At 63.2% G+C, this 4,392-nt stretch carries 1 pseudogene; it reads left to right on the top strand.

Annotation, left to right across the window (positions count from 1 at the left end):
• A pseudogene (locus OQK_RS25670) lies at nucleotides 1-4,392 on the top strand (hemagglutinin); the annotation flags it as partial.

The following is a 4,392-nucleotide window of genomic DNA, read 5'->3' as shown; positions in this document are numbered from 1 at the left end:
ATTGCGCGAGGGGGCGGTGATCGACGTGTCCGGCGCCCTCGGCGTCAAAGTGGCGATGGCAAACAACAACATCAAGATCAACGTCCAGGGCAACGAGCAGCGTGATGCGCCGGTCAATCGCGAGAACGGCGCGCTCAACAGTAACGACATCTGGGTCGATGTCCGTGAGCTGGTATTCGTGCCGGCGGGCACCAACGGTTACGCCACCGACCGCTGGTACACCGCCGGTGGGTTGTTGGAGGTCGGCGGATACCTCGGCACTCAGGGCCATGGCGTTGGTGAATGGATGGCGCAGGGCGGTGAGGTGCGGTTTTCCGGACAGGACGTGATCAGCGAAAAAGGTTCGCTGATCAATGTGTCCGGCGGCACGCTTGATGTGCAGGGCGGCGAGATTCGCCAGAGCTGGCTGCGCGGTGCGGACGGGCGGTTATACGAAGTGTCACGTGCGCCGGGCGATATTCTCTACAACGGTCTTTACAAAGGTTACGAAAGTCACAGCGAGCGCTGGGGCCAGACGGATTATTTCTATAGCCCGCTGATCGCGCCGACGCGTCGCCAGGAAGCGGGTTACACCGTTGGCCGCGATGCCGGCCAGTTGGTGATCGCCACGGGCAACGCCGTGCTGGATGGCCAGCTGTTGGGTGAGGTGTTTCAGGGCGAACGGCAAATCCAGGCACCGCGGGCAGGTCTGGACGGCTACGCCCAGACCCAGACCGCCCGGGCGCGGCGAGGGCAGTTGGTGATTGGCAGTTACGATGCTGCTTATGTCGCTGCCAGTGCCGGCCTGCTCTATCAACTCGACCCGTTGCTCGATCAGGTGCAAGTGGGGGGCGCGCATGCCAGCGTAGCGAACGCAGGGCTGACCGACGCGGTCGCGGCAGAACGCGCAGGCAAACTGTTCCTCGATGCCGGGCTGCTCAATGGTTTCGCGCTGGGCGCGCTGAAGATCTCGGCGAAAAACACGATTGAAGTCAATGAAGGCGTGACCGTGGATCACGGTGGCAACATCACCCTGTTCAGCCCTGACGTGCAGGTCAATGCCGATCTGATTGCGCAAGGCGGCAGCCTGCAATTGGGCAACGTTTTGAACCAGCTCGCCACCGATCGGCGTGATGACACCAGTCTCCAGGTTTCAGCAGGCAAGCAAGCGCGAGTGACGGTTGCGCAGGGTGTGCAGCTGCAGACACGCGGTCTGTGGCGCAACCTGTCGAGTAACCCGGACGACGCGGGCGGCCTTGCGTACCTCAATGGCGGGACGGTGTCGATCCGCAGTACCGGCGACATTCTGCTGGCCAGTGGCAGTCTGGTCGATGTTTCGTCGGGCGGCGCGGTATTGGCCAACGGCAAGACGCGTGGCGGCAAGGGTGGCGACGTGACGCTTGAATCCAGCGCCAACAGTACGCCAGGCCTGTCGCGCATGGTGCTCGATGGCGAGGTGCAGGGCTATGGCGTGAACGGCGGCGGCACCTTGACCGTGCAGGCCAGCAAGGTGCGGATCGGCGCTTCCGGCGAAGTGGCCGAAGAACAGACCTTGCGCCTGACGCCGGAGCTGTTCCGCACGGGGTTCAGCGCCTACAACATCATCGGTCTGAAGGGGCTGGAGGTCGCCGCGCAAAGTGCGATCGATGTGCAGATGCCGGTCTATCGATTTGGCGAATCCGCCTCGACCATTGTGTCCGGTATGTCGCCGCGCGCTGCGCTGGAGCTATGGACGCCCGCGTTATTCCAGGAAGACCCGCTCAAGGGCGTCTTGACGCAAAGGGCCGGCGCTTCTGTCGCATTGCAGGCCGGCGCAACGCTTGCTGGCTTGATTGATCCCGCCAGCAGTCCGTTGTCGATTGGCGAAGGCTCACGGATCAGTGTCGATCCCGGCCAGCGCATCGGTTTGCGCGGGGCAGGCCAGATCACGCTTGATGGTGAACTCAACGCCTGGGGCGGTATTGTCGATATCCGTCAACAGCAGTTCGGCGCGATTGATGTGGCGACGTCCTTGCAAGAGGCCGATCCGACCCCGCACAACCGTTCGATCTGGATCGGTGAACATGCCTTGATCGATGTCGCCGGTCGGGCAGCGACCGCTGTCGATGCGCTGGGCCGCGTCTACGGCCAGGTCGGCAAGGGTGGCTCGATCATTGTCGGTGGCGAGATCGATGTGAAGAAAATCACGGCGACCGCTGCCGATGCTTACGTCATCGTCCGCCAAGGTGCGCGACTGGAAGCGTCTGGTGCGCAAGCCGTGCTCGATAGCGGTGGGCAAGGCCCCGCTCGTGTGGCCACCGATGGCGGACGGATCACCCTGAGTTCCTACAATGGTCTGTTCATCGAGGGCAGTCTGCAGGCCAATGCTGGTGGTGCTGGTGCGGCGGGCGGGCGTCTGGAGATCGCTCTGGATACACCGGCGTACGGTCCCGCGAACTTGAGCAATGCGGTGCGCGTGCCCCGTGAAATGATCATTGCCCAAGGGCCCGCGCCGGCACTGCCGCAGCCGCTGCAAGCGGGTGAGGCTTCGCCACTTTTACGCTACGGGCGTACACGCTTGAGTGCCGATCAGCTGATGAGCGGTGGCTTCGACAGCGTGAGTCTGCTGAGCAACGGTCTGATGACGTTCGACGGCGATGTAGACCTGCACATGGGACAGGGCCTGAGCCTGTTCGCCGGTTCTCTTTCATTGGCCGAGTCGGCGAGCGACAGCGCCCGGGTCAACCTCAGCGCACCTTACCTGCGCCTGTCAGGGCTGGGCACCTATTTGAGCTCGGAAGTCAAAGTGCGTCCGCGGGTGATGAGCAATCCGACAGCGCAGTTGTCCGGCGCGCAATTTACCGCCAGCGCGGACCTGCTGGACGTGGGCAACTCGCTTTCATTCGGCACCGAAGGGACTCTCGTGCAATCGGCCGCTCCGGCGCTGGCGGTCAGCCGCCGTGGCTTTGGTCTGGTCACGCTCGACAGCCAGGGCGACTTGCGCTTCCTCGCGCCAACCGATGAACAGCAGCGCAGCCGTCTGTGGACTGCGGGTGACATGCACATGCGGGCTGCGCAGATCTACCCGGCCAGCGGCGTCTCGGCTGAGGTGCGAGTGGGCTATCAGAGTATGGCCGGATCGGTGCCGGAGCATACGTTGCGTATCGGCAATCATGGGGCGGCGCCGACCGCTTTGCCTTACTCGGTGTTCGGCAGCCTGACACTCAGTGCGGGACAGATCGAGCAGGGCGGCGTCATTCGTGCGCCTTTGGGGCTGATATCCCTGGGTGATGACGTCATTGTCAAAACCCGTGAACTTCACCTTCTGCCGGGCAGCGTGACTTCAGTCAGCGCCGCCGGACTGGTCATGCCCTATGGAGGAACCACCGACGGTATCGACTATCGGTACAACGGTAAGTCGGTGATGTTGAATGGCATTGCCGGAGCGACCTCCGGGGTCATCCTTGATGCGCAATACACCAATGTGCAGGCCGGGGCGGTGATCGACCTTTCGGGCGGCGGCGATTTGCGCGGTGCCGGTTTTGTCTCCGGACGAGGTGGCTCCACCGACGCGCGTTTCAATCCGCTGGTACGCAATGCCACCGATGGCACCTTCAGTTTGCCGGGGCTGGCCAGCAACCCCGTGTATGCAATCGTGGCCGGTGACCAGAGCCGCTATGCGCCGATGCTGGCCGAGGCCGGCGCGGTCGACCCGCGTATCGGCCAGCAGATCACCCTCGGGACCGGCGTTGCCGGACTGGCACCCGGCACCTACACCTTGCTGCCATCGACTTTTGCCTTGTTACCGGGCGCCTTGCGGGTCGAAATCAATGGTCAAGCGATTGCGGGGCCGATCGACAGTGCGTTGAAGTTGCGCAATGGCTCGTGGACCACGGCCGGACAGCTGTCGATTGCCAACACCGATATCCGCGACAGTTTGCCCAGCCAGGTCATTGTGACGTCTGCCGATGTGCTGCGGCGCTATTCACAGTACAACGAAACCGGGTTCAGCCAATTTGTGCTCAACGATGCTGCCCGCCGCGGTCTGCCGCGCGCCCGCACACCGCTGGACGGCAACACGCTGCACCTGCGCATGGTCAGTGGCGGCGAGCACGACTCAGCCCTGGATTTCAACGGGCAGGTGCTGTTCAAACCTGCCAGCGGCGGGGTTATTGGTACGGCGGTCGTTCAGGGCGGTTATACCGGCGCAGAGTTTGAAATTCTCGGTGCCGGGCATACGCGAACGCCAGGGTTCGACGGTGTATCGCTGTACGCCGACACCCTCAACCGCTTGAATGCCGGACGTTTGACCATCGGTGGCACCCCAACCGTGTATTACGGTTCGGAGGGCGGCTCGATCAAGGTGATCGGCAATACCTCGGCGATTCGTCTGCGCGAAGGCGCGATCCTCTCGGCGCCAGAGGTTGTGCTGAG

It is taken from the genome of Pseudomonas sp. R62, from assembly GCF_000257605.1.
Taxonomy (GTDB): domain Bacteria; phylum Pseudomonadota; class Gammaproteobacteria; order Pseudomonadales; family Pseudomonadaceae; genus Aquipseudomonas; species Aquipseudomonas atacamensis.
Note: the sequence above shows the minus strand (reverse complement) of the source record. Positions and strands in the feature narration are given on the sequence as shown.